At 64.2% G+C, this 26,199-nt stretch carries 28 protein-coding genes; 18 read left to right on the forward strand and 10 right to left on the reverse strand.

Annotation, left to right across the window (positions count from 1 at the left end):
• Positions 1–15: 15 nt before the first annotated feature.
• From H9X91_RS11385 to murI, 6 genes are all read right to left on the reverse strand, one after another.
• Positions 16–1,218, reverse strand: a complete 1,203-nt coding sequence (locus H9X91_RS11385) for a hypothetical protein (protein ID WP_204805176.1) — start codon at positions 1,216–1,218, stop codon at positions 16–18.
• A gap of 185 nt (positions 1,219–1,403) precedes the next feature.
• A complete protein-coding gene (locus H9X91_RS11390; RefSeq protein ID WP_204805178.1) occupies positions 1,404–1,739 on the reverse strand; it encodes a branched-chain amino acid transporter permease in 336 nt (111 codons plus the stop codon).
• Positions 1,736–2,458, reverse strand: a complete 723-nt coding sequence (locus tag H9X91_RS11395) for an AzlC family ABC transporter permease (RefSeq protein ID WP_204805180.1) — start codon at positions 2,456–2,458, stop codon at positions 1,736–1,738. Before H9X91_RS11395 ends, H9X91_RS11390 begins: the two co-directional genes overlap by 4 nt.
• Positions 2,459–2,529: 71 nt before the next feature.
• Entirely contained in the window at positions 2,530–4,272 is a 1,743-nt protein-coding gene (gene argS / locus H9X91_RS11400; RefSeq protein WP_204805182.1) for an arginine--tRNA ligase, read from the reverse strand.
• Positions 4,273–4,394: 122 nt separating this feature from the next.
• Entirely contained in the window at positions 4,395–4,844 is a 450-nt protein-coding gene (locus H9X91_RS11405) for a YwiB family protein (protein WP_325193856.1), read from the reverse strand.
• Complete coding sequence (gene murI / locus H9X91_RS11410) at positions 4,831–5,646, reverse strand: glutamate racemase (RefSeq protein ID WP_204805184.1); 816 nt, start codon at positions 5,644–5,646, stop codon at positions 4,831–4,833. The genes H9X91_RS11405 and murI overlap by 14 nt, the downstream gene beginning before the upstream one ends.
• Positions 5,647–5,846: 200 nt before the next feature.
• On the opposite strand from murI, the gene H9X91_RS11415 reads away from it, so the two are divergent.
• A complete protein-coding gene (locus H9X91_RS11415) occupies positions 5,847–6,257 on the forward strand; it encodes a hypothetical protein (RefSeq protein ID WP_204805186.1) in 411 nt (136 codons plus the stop codon).
• Between the two features lie 81 nt (positions 6,258–6,338).
• Complete coding sequence (locus tag H9X91_RS11420; protein ID WP_204805188.1) at positions 6,339–7,460, forward strand: DUF362 domain-containing protein; 1,122 nt, start codon at positions 6,339–6,341, stop codon at positions 7,458–7,460.
• A gap of 61 nt (positions 7,461–7,521) precedes the next feature.
• On the opposite strand, the gene H9X91_RS11425 is transcribed toward H9X91_RS11420, so the two are convergent.
• On the reverse strand, positions 7,522–8,394 hold the full coding sequence (locus H9X91_RS11425) for a DUF4358 domain-containing protein (protein ID WP_204805189.1): 873 nt from the start codon (positions 8,392–8,394) through the stop codon (positions 7,522–7,524).
• 280 nt (positions 8,395–8,674) lie between these two features.
• Here H9X91_RS11425 and brnQ point away from each other — a divergent pair, with 280 nt between their 5' ends.
• The 4 genes from brnQ (at position 8,675) to H9X91_RS11445 (ending at position 11,742) form a co-directional block, all read left to right on the forward strand.
• Positions 8,675–9,970: a branched-chain amino acid transport system II carrier protein gene (brnQ, locus tag H9X91_RS11430; RefSeq protein ID WP_204805190.1), complete on the forward strand. Its 1,296-nt coding sequence runs from the start codon at positions 8,675–8,677 to the stop codon at positions 9,968–9,970.
• 34 nt (positions 9,971–10,004) lie between these two features.
• Complete coding sequence (locus H9X91_RS11435; RefSeq protein WP_204805191.1) at positions 10,005–10,400, forward strand: VOC family protein; 396 nt, start codon at positions 10,005–10,007, stop codon at positions 10,398–10,400.
• 185 nt (positions 10,401–10,585) lie between these two features.
• On the forward strand, positions 10,586–11,146 hold the full coding sequence (locus H9X91_RS11440; RefSeq protein WP_204805192.1) for an RNA polymerase sigma factor: 561 nt from the start codon (positions 10,586–10,588) through the stop codon (positions 11,144–11,146).
• Complete coding sequence (locus H9X91_RS11445) at positions 11,143–11,742, forward strand: hypothetical protein (RefSeq protein WP_204805193.1); 600 nt, start codon at positions 11,143–11,145, stop codon at positions 11,740–11,742. Before H9X91_RS11440 ends, H9X91_RS11445 begins: the two co-directional genes overlap by 4 nt.
• Before the next feature lie 103 nt (positions 11,743–11,845).
• Here the strand turns inward: H9X91_RS11445 and H9X91_RS11450 are convergent, their stop codons facing one another.
• Together H9X91_RS11450 and trkA are read right to left on the reverse strand one after the other, a co-directional pair.
• Positions 11,846–13,318, reverse strand: coding sequence for a TrkH family potassium uptake protein (locus H9X91_RS11450; RefSeq protein ID WP_204805195.1), 1,473 nt, complete (start codon positions 13,316–13,318; stop codon positions 11,846–11,848).
• Between the two features lie 15 nt (positions 13,319–13,333).
• On the reverse strand, positions 13,334–14,701 hold the full coding sequence (gene trkA / locus H9X91_RS11455) for a Trk system potassium transporter TrkA (protein WP_204805196.1): 1,368 nt from the start codon (positions 14,699–14,701) through the stop codon (positions 13,334–13,336).
• Positions 14,702–15,005: 304 nt separating this feature from the next.
• Here trkA and acpP point away from each other — a divergent pair, with 304 nt between their 5' ends.
• The 12 genes from acpP to H9X91_RS11515 all read left to right on the forward strand — a co-directional run bounded on the left by acpP (position 15,006) and on the right by H9X91_RS11515 (position 24,946).
• Positions 15,006–15,236 carry an acyl carrier protein gene (acpP, locus tag H9X91_RS11460; protein WP_021751426.1) on the forward strand — a complete coding sequence of 77 codons (231 nt, stop codon included), beginning with the start codon at positions 15,006–15,008 and terminating at the stop codon, positions 15,234–15,236.
• A 65-nt stretch (positions 15,237–15,301) separates the two neighbouring features.
• Positions 15,302–15,727 (forward strand): acetyl-CoA carboxylase biotin carboxyl carrier protein, encoded by a 426-nt coding sequence (locus H9X91_RS11465; RefSeq protein ID WP_204805197.1) that lies wholly within the window; start codon positions 15,302–15,304, stop codon positions 15,725–15,727.
• Positions 15,721–17,112: an acetyl-CoA carboxylase biotin carboxylase subunit gene (accC, locus tag H9X91_RS11470; protein ID WP_204805198.1), complete on the forward strand. Its 1,392-nt coding sequence runs from the start codon at positions 15,721–15,723 to the stop codon at positions 17,110–17,112. Before H9X91_RS11465 ends, accC begins: the two co-directional genes overlap by 7 nt.
• 5 nt (positions 17,113–17,117) lie before the next feature.
• Positions 17,118–17,972, forward strand: a complete 855-nt coding sequence (accD, locus tag H9X91_RS11475) for an acetyl-CoA carboxylase, carboxyltransferase subunit beta (RefSeq protein WP_204805213.1) — start codon at positions 17,118–17,120, stop codon at positions 17,970–17,972.
• Positions 17,969–18,787: an acetyl-CoA carboxylase carboxyltransferase subunit alpha gene (locus tag H9X91_RS11480; protein WP_204805199.1), complete on the forward strand. Its 819-nt coding sequence runs from the start codon at positions 17,969–17,971 to the stop codon at positions 18,785–18,787. Before accD ends, H9X91_RS11480 begins: the two co-directional genes overlap by 4 nt.
• Positions 18,784–19,731, forward strand: coding sequence for a beta-ketoacyl-ACP synthase III (locus tag H9X91_RS11485; RefSeq protein WP_204805200.1), 948 nt, complete (start codon positions 18,784–18,786; stop codon positions 19,729–19,731). The genes H9X91_RS11480 and H9X91_RS11485 overlap by 4 nt, the downstream gene beginning before the upstream one ends.
• 92 nt (positions 19,732–19,823) lie before the next feature.
• A complete protein-coding gene (locus H9X91_RS11490; RefSeq protein ID WP_204805201.1) occupies positions 19,824–20,771 on the forward strand; it encodes a DUF561 domain-containing protein in 948 nt (315 codons plus the stop codon).
• On the forward strand, positions 20,768–21,712 hold the full coding sequence (gene fabD / locus H9X91_RS11495) for an ACP S-malonyltransferase (RefSeq protein WP_204805203.1): 945 nt from the start codon (positions 20,768–20,770) through the stop codon (positions 21,710–21,712). The genes H9X91_RS11490 and fabD overlap by 4 nt, the downstream gene beginning before the upstream one ends.
• A complete protein-coding gene (gene fabG / locus H9X91_RS11500; protein WP_204805205.1) occupies positions 21,712–22,455 on the forward strand; it encodes a 3-oxoacyl-[acyl-carrier-protein] reductase in 744 nt (247 codons plus the stop codon). The genes fabD and fabG overlap by 1 nt, the downstream gene beginning before the upstream one ends.
• Positions 22,456–22,752: 297 nt before the next feature.
• Complete coding sequence (gene fabF, locus H9X91_RS11505) at positions 22,753–23,994, forward strand: beta-ketoacyl-ACP synthase II (RefSeq protein ID WP_204805206.1); 1,242 nt, start codon at positions 22,753–22,755, stop codon at positions 23,992–23,994.
• A gap of 3 nt (positions 23,995–23,997) precedes the next feature.
• The gene (gene fabZ / locus H9X91_RS11510) at positions 23,998–24,435 is read left to right on the forward strand and encodes a 3-hydroxyacyl-ACP dehydratase FabZ (RefSeq protein WP_204805207.1); all 438 of its coding nucleotides are present in this window, start codon (positions 23,998–24,000) and stop codon (positions 24,433–24,435) included.
• 55 nt (positions 24,436–24,490) lie between these two features.
• A complete protein-coding gene (locus tag H9X91_RS11515) occupies positions 24,491–24,946 on the forward strand; it encodes a MarR family winged helix-turn-helix transcriptional regulator (RefSeq protein WP_204805208.1) in 456 nt (151 codons plus the stop codon).
• A 38-nt stretch (positions 24,947–24,984) separates the two neighbouring features.
• Here H9X91_RS11515 and gluQRS read toward each other — a convergent pair whose 3' ends face one another.
• Positions 24,985–25,932 (reverse strand): tRNA glutamyl-Q(34) synthetase GluQRS, encoded by a 948-nt coding sequence (gene gluQRS, locus H9X91_RS11520; RefSeq protein WP_204805209.1) that lies wholly within the window; start codon positions 25,930–25,932, stop codon positions 24,985–24,987.
• Between the last annotated feature and the right edge of the window lie 267 nt (positions 25,933–26,199).

Consider the following 26,199-nt stretch of genomic DNA (forward strand, 5'->3'; position numbering starts at 1 on the left):
CCGCAATTGGCAGATCTATGCGTTCAGATACGCCCCATAGCTTCCAAGGGCCGCCGCCAGCGTCTCCGGAGTCCAGTCCCAGTAATCGGCGGTCCGCAGGCAGTCTCCCAGGACGCCGCACAGCGCCCGGGCCTCTTCCTCTGTCCGCTGGTCCAGCAGGGCGGGCAGGACCGCCATGTCCTCCGCCGGGTGTTCCAGGATGTAGCAGGGCACCAGCCAGTCGTGGCTGAATCCCTCCGTCAGGAAGAATGCGTCCACCAGCTCCGGAAGGGGCGCTTCCTCCCCAGAGGCGGACAGGGGCAGATCCACAGAGCTTCCCCCGGTGGCCAGGCCGTCGCAGAACCAGTCGCCGTCTGCATTCTTCCGGATGGCGGCCTCTCTGCCATAGCCGTAATATCCATCCGCGTCCGGCTCGCCCAGGCCGGAGCCCGCCTGCCAGCTGTTGGCCATCGCTCCCTCCGGGTCGTCCACCAGCAGCCGGAAGCCCAGTCCGGCGCAGAAGTTCTCCGGCTCCCCGTAGTAGGCGTCAAACACACTGGCGCCGCTGGCCTGGAAGTCCAGGGGTTTCCAGGTGACCCAGTCCGGTACGCTGCGGACGTTCTCCGCCATGGCCTCGTTCAGCTGCCGGGCGATGGCCTCGTAGTCCGTCTCTGCCCCGTCCACCGTGGGGGCGGAAAACGCCATCTCCCGCAGGGCGTCCTCAGCGATCCCCCGCAGCAGGTCCCCCAGGCCGGGGCCCACGTCCTCCACGGCCGTCACCTGGGCGTAGTGGGCCTCCCCGTCCACGTTCCACATCACCGCGTCTCCGCCGGTACAGCACCGCAGGGTGGTCTCCCCGTCCGGGGCGGTCATGGTGAAGCACAGTCCTCTGTTCTCCATATCGGTCCACTGCACGCCAAAGGTGCTGGCCGAGGACGGCTCCCACTGGTAGCTGTAGGAGAACAGGTTCTCCTGCCCCGCCACGTTCCAGGCGCTCTCCGGGGTGATGGAGAGGGTGAGGGGCTCGGCGTCCTCCGCCGTCACATCCAGGGTGAAGGTCAGGTCCTTTGTGATCGCGGCATACGCCTCCATGGCGGAGGATACCAACTCCTCACCGGAGAGGGCCTCTGTCTCTCCTTCCAGGACCTCTTCCGGGACTTCCTCCGGCGTCTGTTCCCCGGCTGTGCCGCAGCCGGCCAGCAGTATCATCAGCACCCCGCAGAGAAGAAATCGCCTCATGTTTGGCACCTCGCTTTCCAGATCCTGGTCATACCGTTCTGCTCTCCGTACTGTAAGTCCAGCATATTCGGATGTTTTCCAAAAATCCCCTCAATTTCGCAACAAATCGTTACGATTCAGAAACAGCGAGGCTCCCACGGCGCGGAAAAATGCCGGCCGGGCTTCCGCCTGGCCGGCATCATTTCTCAGACGAACACCGCCTGCACCAGCACCATATACAGCACAGTGCCCCCGGCGATGGACAGCAGCACGTTCCGCTTCCAGGTGTGCAGCGCCGTCACCGCCGCGATGGCGATCAGCTCCGGCGCTCCGTGGGGGGCGGACAGCCAGGAGACGTTCCGCAGGCAGTACACCACCAGCAGTCCCATCATGGCCGGCGGCAGGACCCTGCCCAGATACGTCACCACGGCAGGGGGCTGCTTCTTCTCCGGGAACAGCCAGAAGGGCAGCCAGCGGGTCAGCTGGGTCCCGGCGGCCACCGCCAGGATGATGCCCAGGGTCTCCACAGGCGTCAGCGTCATCGGCCTCCCTCCTCTCCGCTTCGATCCAGGCGCCGCCGGGTGCCCAGCAGCACCGCCAGCACCAGCGCCATGGCGGGGATCACCATGTTGTCCGCCTGGAACACCGCCAGGCTCACAGCGGCGCAGAGGATGCCGATGATCCCGGCGGGCCGGTTCTCCGGCTTTTTCCACTGCTCCAGAAACAGCACCACGAACAGCGCCGTCAGGGCGAAGTCCAGTCCCGTGGTGTCAAAGGTGATCAGATTCCCCGCCAGGCCCCCCAGGGCCGTGCCTGTGATCCAGTAGAGGTAGTCCAGCAGGGAGATCCAAAAGTAGAAGTCCTTTCCGGCCACGCCCTCCGGCGGCTCCAGGGTGGACACCAGGGAGAAGGTCTCGTCGCACAGCACATAGATCAGAAACGGCCGCACCTTCCCCAGCCCCTTGTACTTGTCCAGCAAACTCAGCCCGTAGAACATATGCCGGGCGTTGACCATGACGGACAGCAGAAAGGCCTGGATGGGGTCAAAGGCCGTGGTCAGCAGGGTGATGGCCACGAACTGCATGCTGCCGCCGAAGGCGATGGCGCTCATCAGCACGGACCACCCCGGCCCGTACCCCTTGGACTGCATCAGCACGCCGTAGGCGATGCCCAGGCACAGAAACCCCGTCATCACCGGGATGGTGGCTGGAAACGCCGCCCGCAGGGCCGCCCGGCGCTGATGCCGCTGTGTCTCTTCCATTTCAGACCTCCTTGGTATATCAGACTCCCAAAAAACAGGGCCCACACCTTCCGTGCGGGCCCTGCCATGCCTTACATCTTCTCCGGTGCCTCCACGCCGATGAGCTTCAGACCGTTCCGCAGGACGATCCGGGTGTCGTCCGCCAGCTTCAGCCGGGCGTCCCGGACCGCCGCCTCCTCGCCCCGGATGCGGCAGGCGGTGTAGAACCGGTGGAAGCAGCCCGCCAGCTCCTGGAGATAGCGGTTGATATAGCTGGGATCGTAGTCCCGGGCCGCCAGCTTGATGACCTCGCTGAACTGGGCGATCTGCTTCAGCAGGGCCCGCTCCGCCTCGCCGGTCAGCAGGGACATGTCCACATCCGCCTGGGCCGGCACGGAGACATTCTCCTCCCCCAGGGTCCGCAGCAGGGAGCAGATGCGGGCGTGGGCGTACTCCACATAGTAGATGGGGTTCTCGCTGTCCTCCCGGACCGCCAGCCCCAGGTCGAATTCCATCTGGGTGTCCGGCTTGGCGTTGAAGTACCACCGGGCGGCGTCCACGCTGACCTCGTCCAGCAGGTCGGAGAGGCTGATGGCCTTGCCGGTGCGCTTGCTCATCCGCACCACCTCACCGTCCCGCAGCAGCTTCACCAGCTGCATCAGAACGATGTCCAGCTTGTCTCCATCCAGGCCGATGGCGTCCAGGGCCCCCTTCAGCCGGGCCACGTGGCCGTGGTGGTCGGCGCCCCAGATGTTGATGACCCGGTCAAAGCCCCGGACGGCGAACTTGTTCCGGTGATAGGCGATGTCGGCGGCGAAGTAGGTGTAGAAGCCGTTGGCCCGGCGCAGCACGTCGTCCTTCAGGTCCAGCTTCTCGATATCCGCCTCCTTCTTTCCCTGCTTGCGGAAGTGGTCCCGGAGGATGTCGGCGGTGCGGAGCCACAGGGCCCCGTCCTTCTCATAGGTCCAGCCCCGCTCCGTCAGCAGGTCCACGGTCTCCTTCACATAGCCGCTCTCGTGGAGGGCGGACTCATAGAACCAGTTGTCGTAGTGGATCTTGTACCGCTCCAGGTCGGTCTTCATCTTGGGCAGGTTGACGGACAGGCCGAACTGGGCCAGGGTGTCCAGCCGCTCCTGCTCCGGCACATCCACCAGCTTGTCCCCGTTCTCCTCGTAGTAAGCCCGGGCCAGGTCCTTGATATCCTCCCCCTGGTACCCGTCCTCCGGGAAGGGCACGTTCTCCTCTCCCTGGATGATCTGGAGATACCGGGCCTCGATGGAGTGGGCGAACTTGTCGATCTGGTGGCCGGCGTCGTTCACATAGAACTCTCTCGTCACGTCCGCGCCGCAGGCGGTGAGGACGGAGGCCAGGGTGTCTCCCAGCACGCCGCCCCGGGCGTTGCCCATGTGCATGGGGCCCGTGGGGTTGGCGGAGACGAACTCCACCATGATCTTCTGTCCCTTGAGGCCGTCATTGGTGCCGTAGGCGGTGCCCTCCGCCTCCACCGCTTCACAGACGGCGGCATACCAGCTGTCGTTCAGGCGGAAGTTCAGGAAGCCCGGCCCGGCGATCTCCGCGGAGGCGAAGTAGCTCCCCGTCAGGTCCATGTGGTCCAGCAGGGCCTGGGCGATGTTCCGGGGCGGCTGGCGCAGAGCCTTGGATGCCGCCAGGGCAAAGGTGGTGGTGAAGTCGCCGTTGGCGGTGTCCTTGGGGATCTCCACCGGAGCGGTCTTGACCTCCGCCGCCGGCAGCGTGCCGTCCGCCACCGCCGCCTGATAGGCCGCCATTGCCAGGGCCGCCGCCTGGTCCTTCGCGTTTTGTACCATGTTGATCATATCGTTCCCTCTTTCGTCAATGAGGAATTAGGGATGAGGAAGTTTGGTGTCCGGCAGAGCCGGACAGATTTTGATTGCCGCCTGCGGCGGCCCCGCAATTCCTAATTCCTAACTCCTAATTCCTAATTTTTCCGTTTCACCCGGATCTTAAAGCTGTTTCTCCCCGTCACCGTATGCTCCACCGCGATGGAGTATCGGATCTCCAGCAGTCCCCCCCGGTCACTGAGATTATGCCGCAGGGCGCTGGTCTGGATATCCACGGACAGCTCCCCATAGGGGGTCTCATACAGGGACGTGTGCTGCCGTCCCTCTTCAAACACCATCTGGGAATTCACCGTTCCCGCCCGACGCAGGGTGACCTGGGGCCCGGTGATCTCAAACGTGGTCGTGGTCCCCTCCATGCCGGTGAGGGATGTCTCCTGATAGGTCAGGCGCAGCCCCTCCTCCATCAGCTCCAGCGTCCCTTCGGTCACCAGCTCCGTGGCGTCCGGGTCCACATCGTCGAAATACTGCTCGCCCCGGATAAACAGTGTCACCGGCAGCTTTTCCCTCCGCATCTCAATACCGTTCAATGTCGATCCTCCGTGCCATATGATACAGATCCTCCTGCAGGAACAGGGAAGCCGTCTGCTCAAAATCCTCCACCCGGTCGCTGACATAGAACTCCGTCTCGCCCCGGCGTTCCTCATCCGCCCGCAGGTCCCGGGCCTTCAGCATCCGCTTCAGCTCAAAGGCGGACTCCTCTCCGGCGGACACCAGCTCCACGCCGGGTCCCATCACATCGCCGATCACATCCGCCAGCAGGGGATAGTGGGTGCAGCCCAGGATCAGGGTGTCCACCCCCGCCTCCTGCAGCGGTGCCAGATACTCCCGGGCCACGGTCTCGATCACCACGTCGCCCCGCCGGATGCGCCCGGCTTCCGCCAGGGGCACGAACAGGGGGCATGCCCGGCAGAAGACCTGCACCTCCGGATCCAGCCGCCGCAGGACGGCCTCGTAGGCACCGGACCGGACGGAGGCCGCCGTGGCGATCATGCCGACCCGCTTGTTTTTCGTCACCAGCACCGCCCGGCGGCAGGTGGGCTCCACCACGCCCACCATGGGCAGGTCGTTCTCCGCCTGCAGCGTGGTCAGGGAAGTGGTGGTGACCGTCCCGCAGGCGATGAGGATGGCCTTCAGGTCAAAGGATCGCAGAAAGCGCACATCCTGCCGGGCATATTTCAGAATGGTCTCCCGGGACCGGCCGCCGTAGGGCACCCGGGCGGTATCGCCGAAGTAGATCAGGTCCTCCTCCGGCAGGATCTTCCAAAGGGCATGCACTGCCGTCAGCCCTCCCAGTCCTGAGTCGAATACCCCGATGGGGCGCTGATCCATTCCGTTCCGCCTCCTTCTCCGGCCGCAGGGCCGGCCGGGTCCCGCGGTGCGCATTTTACATCCGAGTTACATATTATACTATGCGGCGCCTTCCGCCGCAAGACAGATTTTAGTCTTTTTGCCCTGTTTTTTATATGGAATTTTGCAGGGTCGTCTGATATAATTGGAACAGTATTCTCTATTTGGGAGGTGTCTGCCCCATGAAGATCGAACTGTCGGAACAGCAGTTCCGGTATCTGCTGGACCTGGTGTACATAGGAAACTGGGTCATCAACTCCACCCGGGAAAACGACCGGATCCAGGAATATGATCAGGTGGAAAGTCTGGTCTTCTCTCACTGCCTGCGCCATAAAATGAGCAAGCTGGTGGAGCTGTACCGGGGAGAGCTGATCCCCTCCCGGGCCTTTGCCGACGGCGGCATCCACGAGGCCATCGAGCAGTATGAGGATGTGGTCTTCTATGAGATCCTGGCAGAGGAGCTGGCCATGCGGGACATGGATGGAGAGCCTCTGACCCGAGAAAACTACGGAGAACTGATGGACCGGATCGACGCCTATCTCTCCGAATTCGACGAACACGGCACCGACAACATCTCCGTGGATCTGCCCTGAGGCGGCAGGCACGCCGCCGCGGCCCCCAGGTCCCCGGATCTGCCGGAAACTTCAGAAAGAGAAAAAAGGAGCAACGAGAACATGGCAGAAAAATCAAAGGTCTACTTTGCGGACTTCCGCTGCCCCAGCTGGCGGGAGAACCTGCCCCAGAAGCTGGCCCGCCTGATGGAGACCGCCGGCTTCGGCGACATCGACATGGACGGCAAGTATGTGGCCATCAAGATGCACTTCGGCGAGCCGGGCAACCTTGCCTACCTCCGGCCCAACTGGGCCCGGGCCGTGGCGGACCTGGTGAAGTCCCACGGCGGCAAGCCCTTCCTGACGGACTGCAACACGCTGTACGTGGGCGGCCGGAAGAACGCCCTGGACCACATTGAGTCCGCCTATGTCAACGGCTTCACCCCCTATTCCACCGGCTGCCACATCCTGATCGCCGACGGCCTGAAGGGCAACGACGAGGTGGAGGTCCCGGTGGAGGGCGGAGAGTACGTGAAGGCCGCCAAGATCGGCCGGGCGGTGATGGACGCGGACGTGTTCATCTCCCTGACCCACTTCAAGGGCCATGAGCAGGCGGGCATGGGCGGCGCCCTGAAGAACATCGGCATGGGCTGCGGCTCCCGGGCCGGTAAGATGGAGCAGCACAACTCCGGCAAGCCCTTCGTCAAGCAGAAGAAGTGCATCGGCTGCCGGGCCTGCGCCAAGATCTGCGCCCACGGCGCCCCCCAGTTCGGCGAAGACGGCAAGGCCACCATCGACACAGACAAGTGCGTGGGCTGCGCCCGGTGCATCGCCGTGTGCCCCAAGGATGCCATCGAGTGCCTGTATGACGAGGCGCCGGCCATCCTGAACAAGAAGATCGCCGAGTACACCAAGGCGGTGGTGGACGGCCGCCCCTGCTTCCACGTGTCCCTGGTGGTGGACGTGTCCCCCAACTGCGACTGCCACGGGGAGAACGACGTGCCCATCGTCCCGGACGTGGGCATGTTCGCCTCCTTCGACCCGGTGGCGCTGGACCAGGCCTGCGCCGACGCGGTGCTGGCCCAGACGCCCGCCTCCAACTCCGCCCTGTTCGACAAGGGCTGCGACTGCACGGACAAGGACTACTTCCACGCCGCCCACCCGGACACCGACTGGGCCGTCTGTCTGGAGCACGCGGAGAAGATCGGCATCGGCACCCGGGATTACGAGCTCATCAAGATCTGAATCCAAAAAGAAGCAGGACTTTTGCAAGTCCTGCTTCTTTTTCTGCGCTGTGGAAGGCCGCTCATGCGAACAGGGCGTTGAACTGCTCCACCACGCTGTCGGCTCCGGTGTGGGCCACCAGCATCACGAAATTGCCGTTGGAGACGATGCGGGACTCATTCTTCCACATCTCTGTGGGCGCCGGATACCAGGCGCCGCCGGGGGCCGTGCCGTCGCCCACCTGATAGTCGATCCGGGCCTGGAAGATGTCCTTCACCGCCTGGACGTCGCCGCTGTTCTCCACTTCCACCAGGGCGATCTCATCGCCGGAGGCGGAGATCATGGCCATCTGCACCAGGCACTGCTTGGTGGCGATGGCGGAGAGGCCGGCATAGAAGGAATCCAGGGCCTCTCCCTCCATGGGCATCATACCGGGCCAGGTCTCTTGGTCGCTGGTGACAGAGGCCGCAAAGGCAGTCAGGTCCACCTGGGAGGAGGTGCCCCCCGCCGGAGTCTCCGGTGCGGAGCCGGACGTCTCCTCAGCCGGGGGCTGGGTGGGCTGGGATGCCGCTCCATTGTCTGCCGCAGGCTTCTGGAGCTCCTGCGCGGGCTTTTCAGGTGTCTCCTGGGCCGGCTTCTGGGAGGAGGTCCCCTGTCCGCCGGAGGGCTTTGCGCTGCCGGTGGTATTGCCGGAAGTCCCGGTGCCGGGACTGGACGTGCTGCTGCCGGACTCACCGGCATCTGTGTTCGGAGTCTCCTCCGCCGCAGCCTCCGGATCCTCCGCAGGCGCTTCTTCCTCCTGGGTCTCCTCGGACTCGCCGGCGGGGTCCTCCGTCTGGGTGGTCTCCTGGGTGGTGTCGCTGGTCTCGTCGGCGGGATCCTCCGTGCCGCCGCAGGCGGCCAGAGAAAGCGTCAACGCCAGAGCCAGCAGTCCTGCCAATACTTTCTTCTTCATGTCTCTCTCCTGTTTTGATGGGATTTGCGGCACACCGCCGCGCTTTGTTCTCTTAGACGGCCCCCCTTCCGAAAAAGTTCCCGCTCCGCAGACATTTTTTGCACAGCCGCGGCGCTCCGGCCCAAATGGCGGTTTTCCGGCAGACAACATTGACTTTTCCCGAAATTTCACATATAATCGATTCGCTCAACTGATCAAATACACAGGCCGCGCGGAAAACGCGCGGCTGCTTTGCCCCCGGGCGGCAGATATCCGCCTGCCGCAAAGCAAGGAGGTCTACATGAAAAAACATCTGCAGGACAGCCTGGTCATCGGCTTTGCTCTGTTCTCCATGTTTTTCGGTGCCGGAAATGTGATCTTCCCGCCCTATCTGGGGCTGGAGTCCGGGCCGGATTGGCTGCTGGGATTCTTCAGCTACTATGTGGCGGACATCGGCCTGGCCCTGCTGGCCATGTTTGCGATCCTCCGTCAGGGCAGCCCCGACGGGATCACCGACCGGATCGGCAGGATCCCCTCCACTGCGCTGATGTGCGCCATCGTGCTTTGCATCGGCCCCATGCTGGCCATCCCCAGGACCGCGGCCACCACCTATGAGACATCTCTGGCGCCGCTGGTATCCGGGTTCAGCCCGGTCCTCTTCTCCATCCTCTTCTTCCTGCTGATCCTGCTGCTGTGCGTGCGGGAAACGGCTGTGGTGGACATTGTGGGCAAGATCCTGACTCCCGCCCTGCTGATCGGCCTGCTGGTGCTGATCGCGGTGGGTGTGGCGGATCCCATCGGTCCGGTGGGCCGGGTCCCCCTGGTGGAGGATGTGGCTGCCACCGGCGTGGAAGCCGGCTATCAGACCATGGACGTCTTGGCCGCCATCGTGTTCGGCTATATCATCCTGAAAAGCGCCCGGGAAAAAGGCCACACAGAGCCCCGGGCCCAGATCCGGGTGGTCTCCGGGGCCAGCCTGGTGGCCGGCACGGGTCTGCTGGTGGTGTACCTGGGGCTGACCTATCTGGGCGCCACCACGGCCCGGTTCTTTGACATCACCGTGGACCGCACCTACCTGGTGGTGGCCATCGTCCGGAATCTGCTGGGCGATGCGGGCATCATCCTCTTTGCGGTGGTCGTGGCCCTGGCCTGCATCACCACCGCCGTGGGTCTGGTCAGCGCCTGCGCCAACTATTTCTCCGACCTCTCCCGCGGGCGGCTGTCCTATCAGCTGCTGGTCTGCATCATCTGTGTCTTCAGTGCCGTGGTGTCCAATTTCGGCCTCAACGAGATCATCGCCATCGCCTCCCCCATCCTCAGCGTGGTCTACCCTCCCACCCTGGTGCTGATCGTCCTGGCTCTGACCGGCCGCCGCATCCGCCGGGACTGGGTGTTCCGCCTGGCGGCCCTGGGCGCTCTGGCCGTGAGCCTGCTGGAGGTCATCCGCACTTACACCGGCGCGGAGCTGGCGTTTCTGGATCTGCTGCCCCTGTCCTCGCTGGGCTTCGGCTGGGTCCTGCCCGCTCTGGCCTGCGGCATTGCGGGGGCGCTGATCCCCGGCCGCTCGGACGCAGCAGGCGCTTCAGGCCGCGCCTGACCGCGCGGCAACCCATTTTTCAGGAGGTATCGTTATGCTGAAAGAACATTATCAGGGTCTTGGCCACATCGCCGTCTACACGGCGGACATGGACCGGAGCATCGCCTTTTATGAGAGGATCGGCGGCGCGCTGCATCTGCGGGCCCCCGCCTGCCCGCCGGAGCAGCAGAAAGAGCTGGCCCTGGTGGAATTCGGCGGCTTTCTGGTGGAGCTGATCGCCGCCCCGGTGCCCGCCGGCGAGGGCTGCATCCCCCACTTCGCCGTGTATGTGGATGACGTGGACCGGACTGCGGCGGAACTCCGTGCCGCCGGTGTCGAAACATTCCGCACCGATGCCAAGTGCGTCATGCCCAACACCTTCGGCGGGCTGGAGAACTGGTTCTTCACCGGCCCCTCCGGCGAGCAGATCGAGCTGCTCAAAATGCTCTGATGCCGTCATTTGAAAACGGACCGCGGAGCCATGGCTCCGCGGTCCGTTTTCCTCTGCGCTTCCGATCCGGCCCCATGCGGCAGCGGGGAGGAAGGCACCGCCCCCGGCAGATCCGCTGTAAGATTCACAGGCAGAACTTGTGTATATCAGTGAACGGATACCGCACAAAAGGGAGGGAATGTCAGATGGATGACGCAGCGATCGTTCGGCTGTACTGGGATCGGAACGAGCAGGCCATCCCCGCCACGGCTGAAAAATACGGGAGCTACTGCACCGCCATCGCCAGAAACATCCTGGGCAGTCCGGAGGATGCCGAGGAATGTGTCAACGACGCCTATATGCTGGCGTGGAACGCCATGCCGCCCCACCGGCCGAGCATCCTGTCCGCCTTTCTGGGAAAGCTCACAAGGAACGTATCCCTCAACCGGTACAAATACAACACCGCCGGCAAGCGGGGCGGCGGGACGGCCCCGGCCGTTCTGGACGAGCTCGCAGAGCTGGTGTCCGATGCCGACCCCGTGGAGCAGGAGATCGACCGCAGGGAGCTGCTGAAGGCCATCGATGGGTTCCTGGCGCAGCTCCCCGCCGAAAAGCGCGGCATGTTCGTCCGCCGATACTGGTACTTTGACAGCGTTTCCCAGATCGCATCCCGATTCGGGACAACAGAGAACCGGGTGTCCGTGACGCTGCACCGCCTGCGCTCAAAACTGCACGACCATCTTCTGAAAGGGGGCTTTGCGCTGTGAGAAGAGAGACTTTCTGCGAGATCCTGGGCGATCTCGACGCCCGCTATGTGCAGGAGGCCGGCGGCGCCCACGGTGCCGGGCGGTCCCGCCGTCTCAAATGGGGCGCCGCAGCGGCCTGTCTCTGCCTGCTGCTGGTGCTGCCGCTGACCGCATTTGCAGTCGATACGCTGCAATACAACGCAGCCGTGGAGTATCTGACGTCTCTTGGGATCCCGGCCGCGGATCTGCGTGGATACTCCCGCAGCGAGGTCAAGGAGGCCGCAAGGACCATCGACGCCGGAGAGCACACTCCGCTGACCGAATCGCTTCTGGACTGCTCTTCAGGCAGCGGCGGCACCGCTGCGGCGCCTGCACAGGTGACCTCTGACCAGGTCCGGGCCCTGACGCCCGCCATGACGCGGGAGGAGGTCCTCTCCCTTCTGGGGGACACACAGGATCTCGGCTCCGGCATCTATGTGTATGTCTATGAGGTGGATCAGCAATATCTGCTGCGCATCCCCTTTGCCGGCGATGACGCACAGCTGGGTGTTACGGGGGAGGACCTGCTGCGGGCGCTGACCCCCATCTCTGAAGATCCGGCCTCCGGGTGCGGATGACCTGTCTGCGCAGACAAAGGAGGGCAGTCGATCAGATCGACTGCCCTCCCGGCATTCACAAGCACCGGCGGACGGCTGCGCAGGGTCGCATTGTCCGGTCCGCTCAAAAGTCCGCCTGTCTCTGGGGCGCCGCCAGCCGCCGCTTCCAGATGGAGGGAGCGAACAGCAGCAGCATGGGGAAGATCTCCAGCCGCCCCACCAGCATGTCAAAGGACAGCAGCAGCTTGGAGAAGGGAGAAAAGCTGGAGAAGTTGCCCATGGGGCCCACGATCTCCAGGCCGGGCCCCACATTGTTGATGCAGGTGGCCACAGCAGTGAACACGGTCACCAGGTCCATCTGCTCCAGAGAGACCAGCAGACAGGACAGCACGAAGATGGCCATATACACCGCCAGAAACAGATAGACGCCCCGGATGTTCCGCTCGCTGAGGGGCTTCCCCTCAAAGCGGATGGCCGGCACCGCATTGGGGTGGAGCATCCGCCGCATCTCCCCGACGGACGCCTTCTCCAGGATCACCACCCGGGCCACCTTGAGGCCGCCGGCCGTGGAGCCGGCACAGCCGCCGATGAACATCAGTGCCACCAGAATGGCCTTGGAGAAGGTGGGCCAGGTGTTGAAGTCTACCGTGGCATAGCCGGTGGTGGTCATGATGGAGGACACCTGGAAAAACGCGTGGCGCAGGCTGGTGCCCACAGAGTCGTAAAGCTCGACGATATCCACCGTGATGGCCCCCACCGCCACCGCCGCAATGATGAAGTAGGCCCACAGCTCCTCAGACCGGAACACGTCCCGGAACCGCTTCACCAGCAGGAAGTAGTACATATTGAAGTTGACGCCGAAGAGCATCATGAAGATGCCGATGACGATGTCGAAATAGGGGTTGTTATAGGCGCCCACGCTGAGGTTGCGGCAGCTGAAGCCGCCGGTGCCCGCGCTGCCGAAGGAGTGGATGCAGGCATCATACAGCGGCATCCCTCCGGCCGCCAGCAGGACGATCTCGATGATGGTCATCACCAGATAGATCCCATAGAGGATCTTGGCGGTGTCGCTCATGCGGCTCACCAGCTTGCCCGGGGCAGGGCCGGGCATCTCGGCCCGCAGCATGTGCATGCCGTGTCCATCCCCGCCCATCGGCAGGATGGCCATCACGAACACCAGCACGCCCATGCCGCCCACCCAGTGGGTGAAGCTGCGCCAGAACAGGCCGCCGCGGGTCAGGGGCTCCACCTCCGTGAGGATGGTGGCTCCGGTGGTGGTAAAGCCGGAGACGGTCTCAAAAATGCAGTCCACGAATCGGGGGATATCCCCGGAGATATAGAAGGGCAGTCCTCCGAAGATGGACATGAAGATCCACGCCAGGGCCACCACCGCCAGGCCGTCTCTGGCATACAGCGCCGAATGCGCGGGCTTCCGAAAGCTCAGCAGACCCCCGATGACCGCCAGCAGCGCCATGGGGATCAGAAAGGGGACCGGAGACTCCCCGTATCCGAGGCCCACCGCCATGGGCAGCAGGAGCAGCGCCGCTTCCACCAGGAGGATCCGGCCGATGACAAATCCAATGATTCGATAATTCACAGAAGATACCTGCCTTTACTCCTCGAGAATGTCCCGGAGGTCATCCAGCTGCGTGTCTGTGGTCACCACGATGACGTCGTCATGCGGATGCAGCATGTCATCGCCCGCGGGGATGACGATCTGCCCATTCTGCCGCACGATGCCCGCCAGCAGCAGCCCCCGCTTCAGGTTCAGATCCTTCAGCGGCACATTGACAAAGGGGATGTCCGGCGTCACGCTGAACTCCAGCGCCTCCACCTTCTCGTCCACGATGCGGTGCAGTGTCTTGACCTTGGAGGCAGATGCATTCTTCATGGCCCGGATGTACTGCAGGATCAGCTCGGTGGTCACCGCGCCGGTGGACACCACGCTGTCGATCATGCTCTCGTTGGAGACCAGGTCCAGCAGGGACTTGCGGTTGATCTTCGCCACCACCTTGCAGCAGTCGCCGGACTGCTTGGCGGCGCTGAGCGCCATCAGGATATTGGCCTCATCCAGGCCGGTGATGGCCACAAAGGCGTCCGTCTGGCCGATGCCCTCCTCGCTGAGCAGCTCGCTGTCCGTGCCGTCTCCCACGATCACCAGCGCCTTCGGCAGCTTTTCGCTCATGGTCTCGCACCGCTGCTCGTTCTGGTCGATGATCTTGACGGACATGCCCATGTCCAGCAGCTCGGACGCCAGATAGTAACACATCTTGCTGGCGCCCACGATCATTGCGGAGGACGCCCTGGCCCGGAACACGCCCAGGTTTCGGAAGAACTTCTCCAGCTCCCGGGGCGCGGCGGTCAGGTAGATCTTGTCCCCCGCCCGCAGGGTGAAGTCGCCGGAGGGGATGATGGTCTCCCCCTGCCGGGCCACGGCGCAGATCAGCACCCGCACCTTGATGCTCCGGTACAGCTCCGACAGCCGGATCCCATCCAGCGCCGTGTGCTCCGCCACCCGGTACTCCACCAGCTCCAGGCGGCCCTTGGAGAAGGACTCCAGCTTCATGGCGGCCGGGAAGCGCAGCACCCGGGCGATCTCCCGGGCGGTGGCCGCCTCCGGATTGATGGCCATGGACAGCCCCAGCTCGCTGCGCATGAACCGCAGCTGCCGGCTGTACTCCGGATTCCGGATCCGGGCGATGGTGTGCTGCACGCCCAGCTTCTTGGCCACCAGGCAGGTGAGGATGTTGATCTCATCGCTGGAGGTGGTCGCGATCAGCAGCTCCGTGTGCTCCACGTCCGCTTCCTTCTGCACGTCATAGCTGGCGCCGTTTCCGCAGACTCCCATCACGTCATAGATGTTGATGATATTTTCAACCAGGTGTGGGTTCTGGTCGATGACGGTGACCTTGTTGTCCACGGACAAATGCCGCGTCAATGCCACGCCCACCTTTCCCGCGCCCACGATCACGATCTTCATAATGTTCGTCCTTTCTCCTGCAGAGAAATCCCGATCTCTGCACAATCCCAACACATTATAACGGATATGCCGGCAAATGCAATATCCTTTTTCGTCAATTTTTTGAGAGTCTGTCCGCCGGGCGCTGTCACTTCTCTAAATAATGTAAGATGTGCCTGCGGCTGTTTTCTCCCGGCGCCTCCAGACTCTCCCAAAATTTTACTTGACAAACCGGCGCAAACCGCATAAAATCAACCTGAAATATTTTAGTTAAATAATTTTAATTAAAATAATTTCATCATTTTTCGACATAAGGAGTACCAATATGGAATTCGAGCAAGTACGTGATATCATCGTGGAGACTCTGGGCTGCGACGCGGAGCAGGTCACAATGGACGCCTCCCTGGCTGACGATCTGGGTGCTGATTCCCTGGCTTCCGTGGAGCTGGTGATGGCTCTGGAAGAGGCCACCGGCATCTCCATTGAGGACAGCGCGCTGGCGGAGATGAAGACCGTCGGCGATGTCATGAATTACCTGAACGCCCACAAGCAGTGATCCCTGCCCGCCGGCGGGCTCATGCCCTCCGGCGGGTTCACTTTCTGTAGAGAAAGGAATGCGCTATGACCAACCAAGAGATTTTTGATCTTGTCGCCTGCTTCGACCGCAGCACCGCCCAGACGATGAAGCTGTCCACGCAGGAGTTTACTATAGAACTGACCCGGGGCGGCGCGGCCGCTCCCCAGGCCGCGGCACCTGCCGCCGCGCCCGCCGCGGCTCCCGTCGCGCCCAGCGTGCCCGTGGCCGCCGGCCCCTCCATCGACGCACCTCTGGTGGGCACGTTTTACACCTCTCCCGCTCCTGACCAGGCCCCCTTCGTCCTGCCCGGCGACCGGGTGTCCAAGGGCCAGACCGTCTGCCTGATCGAGGCCATGAAGATGATGAGCGAGGTCCCCGCCCCCTGTGACTGCGTCATCGAGAGCGTGTGCAAGAGCAACGGCGAGCTGGTGGCTTTCGGCGAGCCGCTGTTCCGTTATAAGCCATGCTGAGGCGGGTATTGATCGCCAACCGGGGGGAGATCGCCCTGCGGGTCCTGCGGGCCTGCCGGGAGCTGGGGATCGAGACGGTGGCCGTATACTCCCAGGCGGACGCGGACGCCCTCCATGTCCAGCTGGCGGGGCAGGCGGTGTGTATCGGCCCTGCCCGGGCGGCGGACAGCTATCTGAATCAGGACGCCCTGCTGACGGTGGCCAAGGCCACCGGGTGCGACGGCGTCCACCCCGGCTATGGCTTCCTCTCTGAAAATGCCGACTTTGCGGACGCCTGCGCCGCTGCCGGTCTGACCTTCATCGGTCCCTCCGGCGACGCCATCCGCAAGGCCGGCTCCAAATCTGCCGCACGGGACCTGATGCGCGCCGCCGGTGTGCCTGTGACCCCCGGCTCCGACGGCCCCGTGGCCTCTGTGGAGGAGGCCCTGGCCGCGGCGGAGTCCGTGGGCTATCCCGTGCTGCTGAAGGCCTCCGCCGGCGGCGGCGGGCGGGGCATCCGCCGGTGCGACAAGCCCGAGGACCTCTCCGCAGCCTTTGCAGAGGCCAAGGCAGAGGCCCAGGCCTGTTTCGGCAACGACGAGATGTATCTGGAAAAGCTGGTGCTCCGGCCCCGGCACATCGAGTTTCAGGTGCTGGCGGACCGGTACGGCAACGTCATCCACCTGGGAGACCGGGACTGCTCTGTCCAGCGCCGGAACCAGAAGCTCATCGAGGAGGCCCCTGCCCGGTGCCTGATACCGGAGCTGCGGGAGCGGATGGGCGCCGCCGCCGTAAAGGCGGCCAAAGCCGTTGGCTATGAGAATGCCGGCACGGTGGAGTTCCTGCTGGACCCGGACCGTGAGCACTTCTATTTTATGGAGATGAACACCCGCATCCAGGTGGAGCACGGCGTGACGGAGCTGGTCACCGGCGTGGATCTGGTGCGCCAGCAGCTGCGCATTGCCTCCGGCCTGGCCCTGCGCCTACGCCAGGAGGACGTGAAGCTCCAGGGCCACGCCATCGAGTGCCGCATCAACGCCGAGGACCCTGTCCAGGGATTCCGTCCCTGCCCGGGCCGGGTGGATTTCCTCCACTTCCCCGGCGGCCCCGGCGTGCGGGTGGACTCCTGCCTGTACAGCGGCTGTGAACTGTCGCCCTATTACGACTCCATGGCGGCCAAGATCCTGGCCTATGCCCCCACCCGGATGGAGTCCATCCGGCGGATGCGGCGCTGCCTGGAGGAGTTCACTCTGGAGGGCTTCCCCACCAACGCGGAGCTCTCCTATCAGATCCTGTATCATCCGGAGTTCATCCTGGGGGAGTGCACCACTGCCTTCCTGGATGAGCACCTGTCCGAGCTGCTGGAGTTCAGCCGCAAGCTCAGTGAAAGCGGGGTGGATGCATGAGCGGAATGAACGGCGTCTTTGCCAAGCGCCGGGCGCGCCTTTTGGCCATGAAGGCCATCCGGGACAACCACATCCCCGGCGACAAGGCCATCACCTGTCCCAAGTGCGGGCAGGACAGCGACCGCAAGTCGGTGGCCCAGAACCTGTCGGTCTGCCCCAAATGCGGCTACCACTTCCCCATCGGCGCCTACTACCGGCTCAGCACGATCCTGGACCCCGGCTCCTTCCGGGAGCTGTTTGAAAAGCTCTCCCCCGCCGACCCCCTCTCCTTCCCCGGCTATCGGGAAAAGGTGCAGGCCGCCCAGCGCAAGACCGGCCTCACGGAGGCCGCCGTCACTGCCACCGGCACCATCGGCGGCCACAAATGTGTGGTGGGGGTGCTGGACAGCCGCTTCTTCATGGGCTCCATGAGCTCTGCGGTGGGAGAGAAGATCACCCTGGCCATCGAATACGCCGCCAAGAACCGCCTGCCCCTGATCCTCTTTGCCGCCAGCGGCGGCGCCCGGATGCAGGAGGGCATCCTCTCCCTGATGCAGATGGCCAAGACCAGCGCGGCGCTGGCCCGCTTCTCGGAAAAGGGCCTGCTGTATATCTCGGTCCTGACAGACCCCACCACCGGCGGGGTCACGGCCAGCTTTGCCTCCCTGGGGGACATCATTCTGGCGGAGCCCGGTGCCCTGATCGGCTTTGCCGGTCCCCGGGTCATCCAGCAGACCATCGGCCAGACCCTGCCGGAGGGCTTCCAGCGGGCGGAGTTCCAGGAAGAACACGGCTTTGTGGACGCGGTGGTGCCCCGGCTGCAGATGCGGGACACCCTGGCCCAGCTGCTGCGGCTCCATGAGAAAGGGGGACGCACATGAGCGAATCTCTGACCGCCGCGGCGCGGGTGGCCATTGCCCGCCACCCCCAGCGGCCCAATATCACAGACTATATCGAGGCGCTGTTCACCGACTTCTTTGAGCAGAAGGGCGACCGCCTCTGCGGCGAGGACGCCGCGATCCTGGGCGGCGTGGCCCTGTACCACGGCCGGCCCGTCACCGTCATCGGCACCCGGAAGGGCAAGACGCTGGAGGAGAACCTCAAGTGCAACTTCGGCATGCCCAACCCGGAGGGATACCGCAAGGCCCTGCGGCTGATGCGGCAGGCGGAGAAGTTCCGCCGCCCCATCCTGACATTCATCGACACCTCCGGCGCCTATCCCGGCCTGGAGGCGGAGGCCCGGGGCCAGGGCGAGGCCATCGCCCGGAACCTGATGGAAATGAGCCGCCTGACGGTCCCCGTCATCGCCCTCATCACCGGCGAGGGCAACAGCGGCGGCGCCCTGGCGCTGGGCGTTGCCAACCGGGTGCTGATGCTGGAGAACTCCGTGTACGCCATCCTCTCGTCGGAGGGGTTCGCCTCCATTTTGTGGAAGGACTCCCAGCGGCACGAGGAGGCCTGCGAGCTGATGAAGCTGACGGCCACGGATCTGCTGGCGCTGGGCGTCATCGACGACATCATCCCTGAGCCGGAGGGCGGCGCCCATCTGTCCCCCGCCGCCCACATGCGGCAGGTGGACCGGTACCTCAGCCGCCATCTGTCCGAGCTGGCAAAGGAGTCCGGGGCATCCCTGGCTGCCGGCCGGTATCAGAAATTCAGGCGCATGGGCACAGCATCCCAGAAGGAGGAAGCATGAGCGGAATCAAAATCAGAGGCACCGGGCGCTTCGCCCCCGCGAAGATCGTCACCAACGACGATCTGGCCAAGATCGTAGACACCAACGACGAGTGGATCACCACCCGCACCGGCATCAAGACCCGCCATCACTGCACCACGGAGACCCACACGGATATGTGTGTGAATGCCGCCCGGCAGGCGCTGGAAAACGCCGGGATCTCCCCGGAGGACATCGGCGCCTGCGTGGTGGCAACCTTCTCCTCCGACTACCTGTCCCCCTCCGCCGCCTGCATGGTCCAGCGGGGACTGGGGCTGCCCTATGACGCGGTGTGCTTTGACCTGAACGCCGCCTGCAGCGGCTTCCTGTTCGCCATCCACACCATGGAGTGCCTGCTGGCCCAGGCTCCCCGGAAATACGGCCTGGTGATCGGGGCGGAGATGCTCTCCCGGTTCATCAACTGGGAGGACCGTGGCACCTGCGTCCTCTTCGGGGACGGTGCCGGCGCCGCAGTGGTGGAGTGGCGGGAGGACTATCCCTCCATCCACGCTGTGCTGGGCTGCCACGGCGACCCGGACATGCTGGGCGTCACCGGCTCGGCCCATCCGGAGCCCGCCCATGTGTTCATGAACGGGCAGGCCACCTTCAAGTTCGCCGTCAAGGCGGTTCCCTACTGCATCGACCAGGTGCTGGAAAAGGCCGCCATGTCCATTGAGGATGTGGACTTCTTCGTCTTCCACCAGGCCAACGCCCGGATCATCGACCTGGCGGCCAAGAAGTATCACATCCCGCCAGAGAAATACTACAAGAACATCCAGAAATACGGCAACACCTCCGCCGCCAGCATCCCCCTGGTCATCAGTGAGCTCCACGACCTGGGGAAGGTGGGGCCCGGTTCCCGGGTCCTGGTGGTGGGCTTCGGCGGCGGCCTCACCTGGGGCGGCGCCCTGGTGGAGTTCGCCTGAGCCCCCTGCGTGGGAAGCAGGCGTCCTGACGCCTGCCTTGAAGATCCTTCAGTCTGATTTGGGCCGCTCGCAGCGGCGAATGGGAGATCGATATGAAAAAACTCAATGAGATCCTGGGGACCAAGTACCCCTTTATCCAGGGCGGCATGGCCAACATCGCCACCGGTGAGTTCGCCGCCGCCTGCTCCAATGCCGGTGCGCTGGGCATGATCGCCACCGGCGGCTGGGACGGCGACCGTCTCCGTAAGGAGATCCGCCGGGCCAAGGAATTGACGGACAAGCCCTTCGGCGTCAACCTGATGCTGATGAGCCCCTATGCCGACGACATCGCCCAGGTCATCCTGGAGGAAGATGTGAAGGTGGTCACCACCGGCGCCGGCAATCCGGGCAAGTACATTCCCGCCTGGAAGGAGAAGGGCATCAAGGTGATCCCCGTGGTTGCCGCCGCGGTCCTGGCCAAGCGTCTGGAGCGGTACGGCGTGGACGCCATCATCGCCGAGGGCACGGAGTCCGGCGGCCATGTGGGCGAGATGACCACCATGGCCCTGGTGCCCCAGGTCATCGATGCGGTCAGTGTCCCCGTGGTGGCTGCCGGCGGCATCGCCGACGGCCGTCAGGCCGCCGCCGCCTTCGCCCTGGGCGCCTGCGGCATCCAGGTGGGCACCTGTTTGCTTGCCAGCGTCGAGTGCCCCATCCACGACAACTACAAGCAGGCCATTCTCAAGGCCAAGGACACCGACACGGTGGTCACCGGCCGTTCCATCGGCGGCCCGGTCCGGATCCTGAAGAACAAGATGGCCCGGGAGTACCTGGCCCTGGAGAAGCGGGGCGCCACTCTGGAGGAGCTGGAGCAGCTGACCCTGGGCGGCCTGCGCCGGGCGGTGCTGGAGGGCGACGTGGAGACCGGCAGCGTCATGAGCGGCCAGGTGGCCGGCATGCTCCACGAGATCAAGCCCGTGGCCGAGATCTTCCGGGAGCTGTATGAGAGCGGTATCGCCCGGGCCAAGGCCACCGCCGCAGAATGGAGCGACGCGGAATGAAGCTGGGCTTTTTATACGCCGGCCAGGGCAGCCAGCACGCCGGCATGGGCGCCGACCTGTACGAGCAGTATCCCGCTTTCCGCGCTGTCATTGACAGCGCGGAGGTGGATTTCGACCTGAAGAAGGTCTCCTTTGAGGACCCGGACGGCATCATCAACCAGACCCGCTACACCCAGCCCTGCATGGTGGCCTTTGCCGCCGGCCTGACGGCGGTGCTGCGGGAGAAGGGCATCGTCCCCGCTGTGGCGGCGGGCCTGTCCCTGGGCGAGTACTCCGCCCTCCACGCCGCCGGCGTGTTCGACGCCGCCACCGCCATCCGGCTGGTGGCCTTCCGTGGCCGTGCCATGGAAGAGGCGGCCGCCGGCCGGGAGAGCGCCATGATGGCGGTCCTGAACCTGGACCGCGCCCCCCTGCAGGCATGCTGCGACGCAGCCGCTGACCTGGGATGCGTGGTGATCGCCAACTACAACTGCCCCGGCCAGCTGGTGATCGGCGGCGAGAAGGCCGCCGTGGAGAAGGCCGCCGCTCTGGCCAAGGAGAAGGGCGCCCGCCGGTGCCTGCCCCTGAAGGTCAGCGGCCCCTTCCACACGCCCCTGATGGCCCCCGCCGGGGATGCCCTGCGGGAATACTTCCAGGGCGTGGAGTTTGCGGAGCCCCAGATCCCCGTGATCTTCAACTGCCTAGGGGATGTAAAGGATGACAGCACTGCCATCCAGGACCTGCTGGTGAAGCAGGTGCAGAGCAGCGTGTTCATGGAGGATTCCATCCGGAAGATGGCGGACATGGGCGTGGATGCCATCGTGGAGATCGGTCCGGGCAAGGCCCTCAGCGGCTTTGTGAAGAAGACCGTCCCCGGCATGCCCGTCTGCGCTGTTGAGACGGTGGCGGACGTGGAGGATCTGCCCCAGACTCTGGAAGAACTGATGAAGGAGAAAGCGTGATGAACTTTTCTGGAAAGACCGCCGTGGTCACCGGCGGCAGCCGGGGCATCGGCCGGGCCATCTGCGAGGAGCTGGCCCGGGGCGGCGCCAATGTGGTGCTGTGCTACGCCGGGCGGGAAGAGGCCGCCCGGGAGACCGTAGCCGCCTGTGAGGCCCTTGGCGCCAAGGCCCTGGCCGTGCAGTGCAACGTGGCGGACGAGGCCCAGGTGAAGGCCCTGATGGATGCCGCCGTCAAGGAATTCGGCCGCATCGACATCCTGGTGAACAACGCCGGCGTCACCCGGGACGGCCTGGTGATGATGATGAAGGAAGCCGACTTCGACACGGTGATCGACACCAACCTGAAGGGCACGTTTTTGTGCATGAAGGCTGTGTCCCGGATCATGATGAAGCAGCGGTACGGCCGGATCGTGAACCTCTCCAGCGTGGTGGGGCTCCGGGGCAACGCCGGCCAGGTGAACTACGCCGCCAGCAAGGCCGGCGTGGTTGGCATGACCAAGTCTCTGGCCAAGGAGCTGGCCTCCCGGGGCGTGACGGTCAACGCCGTGGCCCCCGGCTTCATCGAGACGGATATGACCGCCGCCATGCCCCAGGCCGCCAAGGATGCCATGATGCCCACCATCCCCATGCAGCGGCTGGGCAAGCCGGAGGACGTGGCCCGTGCCGTGGCCTTCCTGGCCAGCGACGAGGCCGCCTATGTGACGGGCCAGGTCCTGGCCGTGGACGGGGGCATGGCGATGTAATGCGAAGGGGAGCGGGCTCCCCCTCGCCCTCCCCCATCCCCAGTGACGTCGGTCACTGGGGACGCCGCCCAAGGCGGCTGAATCAAAGTATTTTCGGCAGGTACAGAAGGTGAATTGCCCCGTAGGGGCAAGAGAGGCCGCCCTGGGGCGCGCCCTGCCGAAAATGATCAAATTTTCTTCTCCCGCCTTTGGCGGAAGAACCGGGGGCTGCGCCCCCTGGCCCCCTGCTTTGGGATTCGGGGGCCCTTGGGAACACCTTCTCTGGATGCTCCCAACACTATCTATAGGAGGTACACTATGGAACGACGGAGAGTCGTCATTACCGGCCTGGGGGCCGTGACCCCCATTGGCCTTACCGCAATGGAGAGCTGGCAGGCCGTGAAGGACGGTGTCTGCGGCGTCGCTCCCATCACCCAGTTCGATCCAACCGGCATGAAGGTCCAGCTGGCCGCCGAGGTCAAAGGCTTTGTGCCGGAAAATTACATGAGCAAGCCGGAGGCCAAGCGGATGGCCCGCTTCACCCAGCTGGCTGTTGTCTCTGCCAAGGAGGCCCTGGAGAATGCCGGCTTCACTTTGGACGAGGCGGAAGCAGACCGCTGCGGCGTCATCGTCTCCAGCGGCATCGGCGGGCTGTTTCTCACGGAGGCGGAGCATGACAAGGGCAAGGAAAAGGGCTGGGACCGGGTCTCTCCCTTCTATATCCCCATGGGGATCTGCAACATGGCCGCCGGCCAGATCGCCATCCACACCGGCTTCCGGGGCATGTGCTCCTGCCCGGTGACCGCCTGCACCGGCGGCACCAACGCCGTGGGCGACGCCTTCCACTATATCCGGGACGGCTACGCCGACGTGATGCTCTGCGGCGGCGCAGAGTCTGCCGTGACCCCGCTGGCCATCGGCGCCTTCACCTCCATGAAGGCCCTGACCCAGAACCCGGATCCCGACCGTGCCTCCATCCCCTTTGACGCAGAGCGCAGCGGCTTCGTGCTGGGCGAAGGTGCCGCCATCCTCCTGCTGGAGGAGCTGGAGCACGCCAAGGCCCGTGGCGCCCGGATCTACGCAGAGGTCGTGGGCTATGGCGCCACCTGCGATGCCTATCACATGACAGCCCCCCGGCCCGACGGCAGCGGCGGCGCCAAGGCCATGGAAATGGCTATTGCCGACGCCGGGGCCAAGCCGGAGGATGTGGACTACATCAATGCCCACGGCACCTCCACCCCCCTGAACGACGCCGGTGAGACCGCCGCTGTCAAAACAGTGTTCGGCGATCACGCCTACCAGCTGGCTATCAGCTCCACCAAGTCCATGACCGGCCACATGCTGGGCGCCGCCGGCGCAGTGGAGGCCCTGTTCTGCGCCCTGGCGCTGCAGGAGGGCTTCCTCCCCGCCACCATCCACTACCAGGTGCCGGACCCTGCCTGCGACCTGGACGTGGTGCCCAATCAGGGCCGCAGCGCAGACTTGCGGTATGCTCTGTCCAATTCCCTGGGCTTCGGCGGCCACAACGGCAGCCTGCTGTTTAAGAAGTGGGAGGCGTAAACCATGGCAAATGAACTGAATTCCAATCAGATCGCCCAGATCCTGCCCCACCGGTTCCCCTTCGCCCTGGTGGACCGGATCACGGACTATGAGCCCGGCCAGTGGGCCAAGGGCATCAAGTGCGTCAGCGTCAACGAGCAGTTCTTCTGCGGCCACTTCCCCCAGGAGCACGTCATGCCCGGCGTGCTGATCCTGGAGGCCATGGCCCAGGTGGGCGCGGTGGCCATCCTGTCCCTGCCGGAGAACCAGGGCAAGATCGCCCTGTTCGGCGGCGTGAAAAACGCCCGCTTCCGCCGGAAGGTGATCCCCGGCGATGTGCTGGAGATGGAGTGCACCCTCACCAAGCGCCGGGGCCCGGTGGGAATCGGTGAGTGCAAGGCCACCGTGGGCGGCGAACTGGCCTGCACGGCGGAGCTGACCTTTGCCATCGGTGCAGAATAACGCCTGGCACTTGCCCGCCGGGCAGCCGGTCCTGCCGGAAAGAGGGACTTTTGATATGCTGAAAGATGCCTTTTTTAACGTGTATACCAAGTTCAAGCTGCACTTCTATCAGGAGATCTTCAGCCGATTCCAGGACCGGGAGGCCAGTCTGACCACGGTGGAGACCTTCTGCATGGAGGCGATCCAGGCCCTGGGCAGCCCCACAGTCAACGAGTTCGCCACCTTCATGCGGATCTCCCCGCCCAATGCGGCCTACAAAGTCAACAGCCTCATCAAAAAGGGCTATATCCGCAAGGTCCAGTCTCCGGACGACCGGCGGGAATACCATCTGGAGATCACCCAGAAGTACATCGACTACTACAACATCAGTACCGCCTACATGACAGCGGTGATGAATCGCATCTCCCAGCGGTTCTCCCCGGAGGAGTGCGCAAAACTGGAGGACATGCTCACCATCATCAGCCGGGATCTGATGAGTGAGGTAGAGATCCCCGATCCTCCCCCATCCTGAAAAAACGGCACAGGCCTTTGGCCTGTGCCGTTTTTCTTTCAAAAAAGTCCCTCCGGGATGCGGATATCTGTCTTGGGGACCTTCTCCCAGTCAAAATCCGCCAGCAGGCTCTCTCCGGTCCTGGCCTCTGCCGAGGGGTTGAATCCAGCCAGAAATGCCAGCTTTCCCAGGATCTCCGGCGCCGTATACCGCTCCCCCAGGGTGTCCAGCCCTGCGTCGGCGTTCCGCTTGCTGAGCCGCCGTCCATCGCTGTCAAGCAGCAGGGGCAGGTGATAAAACGCCGGCTCCTGCAGTCCCAGCAGGCGGTACAGCAGCAGCTGCCGTGGCGTGGAGCTCAGCAGGTCTGCTCCCCGCACCACCTCTGTGACGCCCATGGCGGCGTCATCCACCACCACCGCCAGCTGATAGGCGAACATGCCGTCGGATCGCCGCAGCAAAAAATCCCCGCAGTCCCGGGCCAGAAATTCCCGGTATTCCCCCATATGTCCGTCTGTAAAGGCGATCTCCTCCTCCGGTACCCGCAGCCGCAGAGCGGGCGACCGGCCCGTGCGCCGCGCCTTCTCCGCAGCCTCTTCCGCCGTCAGGTGCCGGCAGGTACCGGGATAGATCACCTGCCCGTCCTCCCGATGGGGGGCGCTGGCTGCGTGGAGCTCCGCCCGGGTGCAGAAGCAGGGATAGACCAGCCCCTGGCCCTCCAGCCGCTCCAGCGCCGCCTGGTACAGCGCCGTCCGGTCACTCTGCGTGTAGGGTGCGTGGGGGCCGCCGACGTCAGGTCCCTCATCCCAGTTCAGCCCCAGCCACCGGATGTCGCGGCACATCTGCTCTCCGTACTGGCGGGGGCATCGGGCCGTGTCCAGGTCCTCGATCCGCAGGATCACCCGCCCGCCCTTCTTCCGCGCGCTGAGCCACGCCAGCAGACAGCACAGAATGTTCCCCAGATGGATCCGTCCGCTTGGGGACGGTGCGAACCGCCCTGTTGCCGTCATCCGTTTTCCTCCCTCTTTTCCTGTCGTCAGTTAGGATTATACCGGCATTTTTGTGCCTCATCAAGCCCATTTTTGCCTCTGCTACCAGAGCTGCTACCAGAAAATTTCCCGCATTTTCTTGCGTTTTTTTCGCTTTTTCAAATCTGGTAGCATCGCTATCCTGATTTGCTACCAATTTTCCCGAAAAAATCAAATGATTTCAATGGTTTTGCGTTTTCCTGTTTGGGGATACGTACTCTTCTGGCGAAAAAGTTGGAAAGACGACGG

It is taken from the genome of Oscillibacter valericigenes, from assembly GCF_016902445.1.
Lineage (GTDB): Bacteria > Bacillota > Clostridia > Oscillospirales > Oscillospiraceae > Oscillibacter > Oscillibacter avistercoris.